This window comes from Streptomyces sp. col6, assembly GCF_008042035.1.
Classification (GTDB): Bacteria; Actinomycetota; Actinomycetes; order Streptomycetales; family Streptomycetaceae; genus Streptomyces.
The window spans coordinates 1-3,887 of the sequence record NZ_RDBL01000078.1 but is presented as its reverse complement, the minus strand read 5'-3'; the positions used below and the strand labels follow the sequence as shown (position 1 = coordinate 3,887).

Sequence of the window (3,887 nt, the reverse complement as noted above, 5' to 3'; positions counted from 1 at the left end):
CCGCTACCCGCCCGCCCCCACCGGCAGGAGCCGCGCCGCGCAGCTCATGACCGCGCTGGACACCGCGCTGCGAGGCGAGGTGGATCCAGCGCGCCTTGCGTGAGGCACCCGAGGCCGGAGGAGCCGACGGCGGCGGAGACGTCGTCGCACCCGACAGCGCGACCAGAGACGCGCTGAGAGCTGCGCATCAGAACTGGCTCTCCGCGCATCCCTTGGGCCTGTAGTCCGCCCCCCTCTCCCGCCCGCCGCATCCGGCTCTCACCCCAAGGAGCAGCGCTTGCCCCCGTACCGCCCCCACCGCGACGCCACCGTGAGCCTCAGCGAAAACGATCTGTGCGCTGGATTCGAGGCGCTTGGTCTGCCTGTCGGCGCGACGGTCATCGTGCACGCCTCCCTGTCCGCCTTCGGCCGTGTCGAAGGCGGCGTCGCGACGGTTCTCGGAGCGCTGCGCGAGCACCTCGGCCCGCAGGGCACCGTGGTGGTGCCCGCGTTCACCGGTGACGCGGTCCGGGACCCGCACCCGGGGGCGGGAGCCGACGCGGACCGCTCGGGCGTGCCGCTGTTCCACGACCAGCTGCCCACCCTCATGGGCGCGATGCCCACCGCCCTGCTCGCCGACCCCCAGCGGCTGCGCAGTTCCCATCCGCAGGCGTCCGTCGCCGCGCTGGGGCCGCTGGCCCGGGACATCACCGCCCGGCAGCCGCTGGCCTACGCGGTGGGGCGCGGCTCGCCGTTCGACCGGCTGCACGAACTCGGCGCCCACATCCTGCTGCTGGGCGTCGGGCACAACCGCAACTCCTTCCTGCACTACGCCGAGTCCCTGATCTCCAACCACCGCCGCAAGCTGCGCCGATTCCCGTACGTCGTCGACGGCGAACGGGTCTGGGTGGAAGTGCCGGACGTGGGCGATGACAACGGCCGGCACTTCCCCGGGGTCGGCGCGGAGGCGGAGGATGCGGGGCTGGTGCGCGTCGGTGTGATCGGTGCCGCCGAGTGCCGCCTGATGGAGAGCCGTCCCTTCATCGAGTTCGCCGCCCGACGCCTCCGGGAACGGCTGGCTGCGGAGGGGCGCGAGACGCCCCGACGAGGCCCCGCGCCCGTCAGCAGCTGAGGCTGCCCCGCCGCAACGCGTGCCCGCCGTCATTGGCGTCGTCCGACCAGTACACCGGCTTCGACCCCGACACGCACTCGTCCGCGCCGGACAGCGCGAAGCCCTCGTTGTTGTCATTCGGCATACCGCTCGGGCGGTTGTAGACCGCGACCGTGGCGAACGTGCCCGTCGCGTCGACCTTCAGCGTGCGGTGCTGCCCGTCGCAGGTGTCGTCGCAGACCGCCCAGAGCCGGGACGCCTGGGGCTCCCACTGGAGTTCCATCACACCGGACATGCCGCTGCTGAAGGAGGCGACCCGGGTGTACGAACCCGAGTCGGCCAGGACGTAGCCGTGGACCGTGCCGGTGCCCTCGACGCCGACGAAGAAGACCCCGCCGCTGTGGGCGCCGTAGTGGGACGGGTCGTACGCCGCACCCCTCGACGCGTCCTTGAAGCCGGCACCGGTCAGCGACGCGTCCGGGACCCAGGTGATCGCTTCGAGGCCCAGGTTGGAGCCCGTCGACGGGAGGTCCGAGGTGAGGTTCCACTCCTTGGCGGCGGTCAGCGAGGAGCCCGAGCCGCCGGCATCGTACTTCAGCACCGACAGGCGGCTCGTGCCCGAGGCGTCCCCGTTGCGCTCGCTGGCGACGAAGATCCCGCCGCCCGTCGCGGTGACGCCCTCGCTGTCCGGGCTGCCGGAGCCGCCGGGGAAGCGGAGGGTCTTGCCGGAGGACCAGCCGTTCGCGGTGTCCGGCTTCCAGCCGCCCGAGCCGTCCCGGACCAGGCGCCACAGCTTGCCGCTGTTCTGCGCCGCCCACAGCACGCTGCCGTCCTGGTACAGGCCGCTCAGGTCCTTGCCGAAGACGTTCGAGCCGTCCGCGGTGGCGACCGCGCTGCCGCCGGGCCATGCCACGGGCGTCGTGGTGTCCCCGCCGCCCCCGCCGCCGCAGGCGTTCGCGGCGCCCAGCGTCACCGAGGCCGCCTGCTTGAACGCACCCGTGCCGTCGGCGCAGCGCGACCAGGACGGGTCGGAGTGCTTGCTCCAGGAGAAGGCGTCCACCTGCGTCCTGCCGTCCGCGAGGTACAGCCGCGCCTCGTCCGCCGAGCCGAGCCCGAACGCGCCGCTCACGTCGAACGCCCGGAACCCGCCCGGCGCCAGCGTCGTGCGGGAGGGGATCGTGTACGCGTGGTCGTTGTCGTCGTCCTTCAGGACCCAGCCCGACACGTCGACCGACGAGCCGCCCTTGTTGTACAGCTCCACGGAGTCGTTGACGCCTCCGGTGGTCACCACCTCGTTGATACGCACGTCGTCGGCCGGGGCCGCGTGCGCCGCCGGCACCCCGGTCAGCGCACCGGCCGCCAGCAGCGGCGCGGCGACGAGGAAGCGGGCGAGAGCGCGGGGCCGCCGTGGGCGGAAGGTCGATGCGGTCACGGAATCCATCCTGAGGTTGTCGTGGGGCGGGCGGCCCGACGCTCTCGGCCCCGCCCGAACGGGATGCCCACCCCCGGGAGGACGGCTCGCGAACGCCGGGCGAATTCTGCGCCGACTCCTCCGTGCGTGAATGCGCTTCCAAACCGGCGCCCCGCATGTGGGAACATCTCGGGAACCACAGGGGAAGAGAGGTGACGCGGCGCGATGAGTACTCCGACGGTGTACGACGTTGCCGAGCGGGCGGGGGTCTCCATCGCGACGGTGTCGCGGGTGTACCGCAACCCGGATTCGGTGCGCGGGGAGACCCGCGAACGCGTACTGGCCAGCGCACGCGAACTCGGGTACGTGCCCAGCGGCAGCGCGCGCGGACTCGCCAGCCGCAGCACCGGCGTACTCGGCCTGTGCTACCCGGACTTCCACGACGCGGAGGCCGACAGCGCGACCGCGTCCGACCCCGGCGAGGTGACCCTCTACTCCGACGAGGTCATACGGGGCATGGAGCGGGCCGCGAGGCGCCACGGATACGCGCTGCTCATCGCCTCCTCGCACGCCGACGAGGCCGGCGCCCGGCTCACGGAGGTCGCGGGCCGGGTCGACGGGCTGGCCGTGCTCGCCCAGGCCGTGCCGGACGAGACCCTGGAGATGGTGGCCCGGCGGGTGCCCGTCGTGGTGCTCGCGGGGGAGCCGTACGACGGTCTGGATCATGTGAAGGTGGCCAACTTCGACGGCCAGTTGCAGATCGTCCGGCACCTGCTCAGCGCCCACCGGCTGCGTCGGCTCGCCTTCGTCGGCGGCCCGGCGGACTCCCCGGACGGCGAGGCCCGGTTCCTCGGCTACCAGGCCGCGCACCTGGAAGCCGGCCTCCCGCTCCCCGCCGAACCCGACCTGCGGGGCGACCTCACCCAGGCCGCCGGGCGCCAGGCGGTGGAGGCCCTTTTCGGGGCGTCCGCGAAGGGGCAGCGGCCCCAGGGTCTGGTGTTCGCCAACGACCAGATGGCCGTGGGCGCGCTGCACGCCCTGCAGGAGCGGGGCATCGACGTGCCCGGCGACATCGCCGTGACCGGGTTCGACGGCATCCCGCTCAGCCGCCTGGTCCGGCCGACGCTCACGACCGTTCTCCAGCCCATGGGGCGGCTCGGCGTGGAGGCGGTCGAACTGCTCGTGGCGCGGCTCGCCGAGCGCGACAGAGCGCCGGAGGCGAGACTCCTGCCCGTCGCGGCGGTCCTGCGCGAGAGCTGCGGCTGCCCGGCGGGCACGGGGGCGTAGGGCCGGGCACGGACGGCGGGCGCGCCGGTCGTACACGCGCCCGGACCGCCTGCCCGGTCCCGGGCGCCCCGCGCCCATCCCCGTAACACCCCGGTCAAC

Annotated in this window: 3 protein-coding genes; 2 read left to right on the top strand and 1 reads right to left on the bottom strand. The window is 73.7% G+C overall.

From position 1 onward, the window contains the following. Window positions 1-277 precede the first annotated feature (277 nt). Window positions 278-1,111, top strand: coding sequence for an aminoglycoside N(3)-acetyltransferase (locus EAO73_RS35510; RefSeq protein ID WP_224756605.1), 834 nt, complete (start codon window positions 278-280; stop codon window positions 1,109-1,111). Here EAO73_RS35510 and EAO73_RS35505 read toward each other — a convergent pair. Continuing rightward, window positions 1,101-2,522 (bottom strand): lamin tail domain-containing protein, encoded by a 1,422-nt coding sequence (locus tag EAO73_RS35505; protein WP_147975642.1) that lies wholly within the window; start codon window positions 2,520-2,522, stop codon window positions 1,101-1,103. The genes EAO73_RS35510 and EAO73_RS35505 overlap by 11 nt on opposite strands. A 204-nt stretch (window positions 2,523-2,726) precedes the next feature. Between EAO73_RS35505 and EAO73_RS35500 the strand changes: the two genes are divergently transcribed. After that, complete coding sequence (locus tag EAO73_RS35500) at window positions 2,727-3,788, top strand: LacI family DNA-binding transcriptional regulator (protein WP_191134352.1); 1,062 nt, start codon at window positions 2,727-2,729, stop codon at window positions 3,786-3,788. Window positions 3,789-3,887 lie beyond the last annotated feature (99 nt).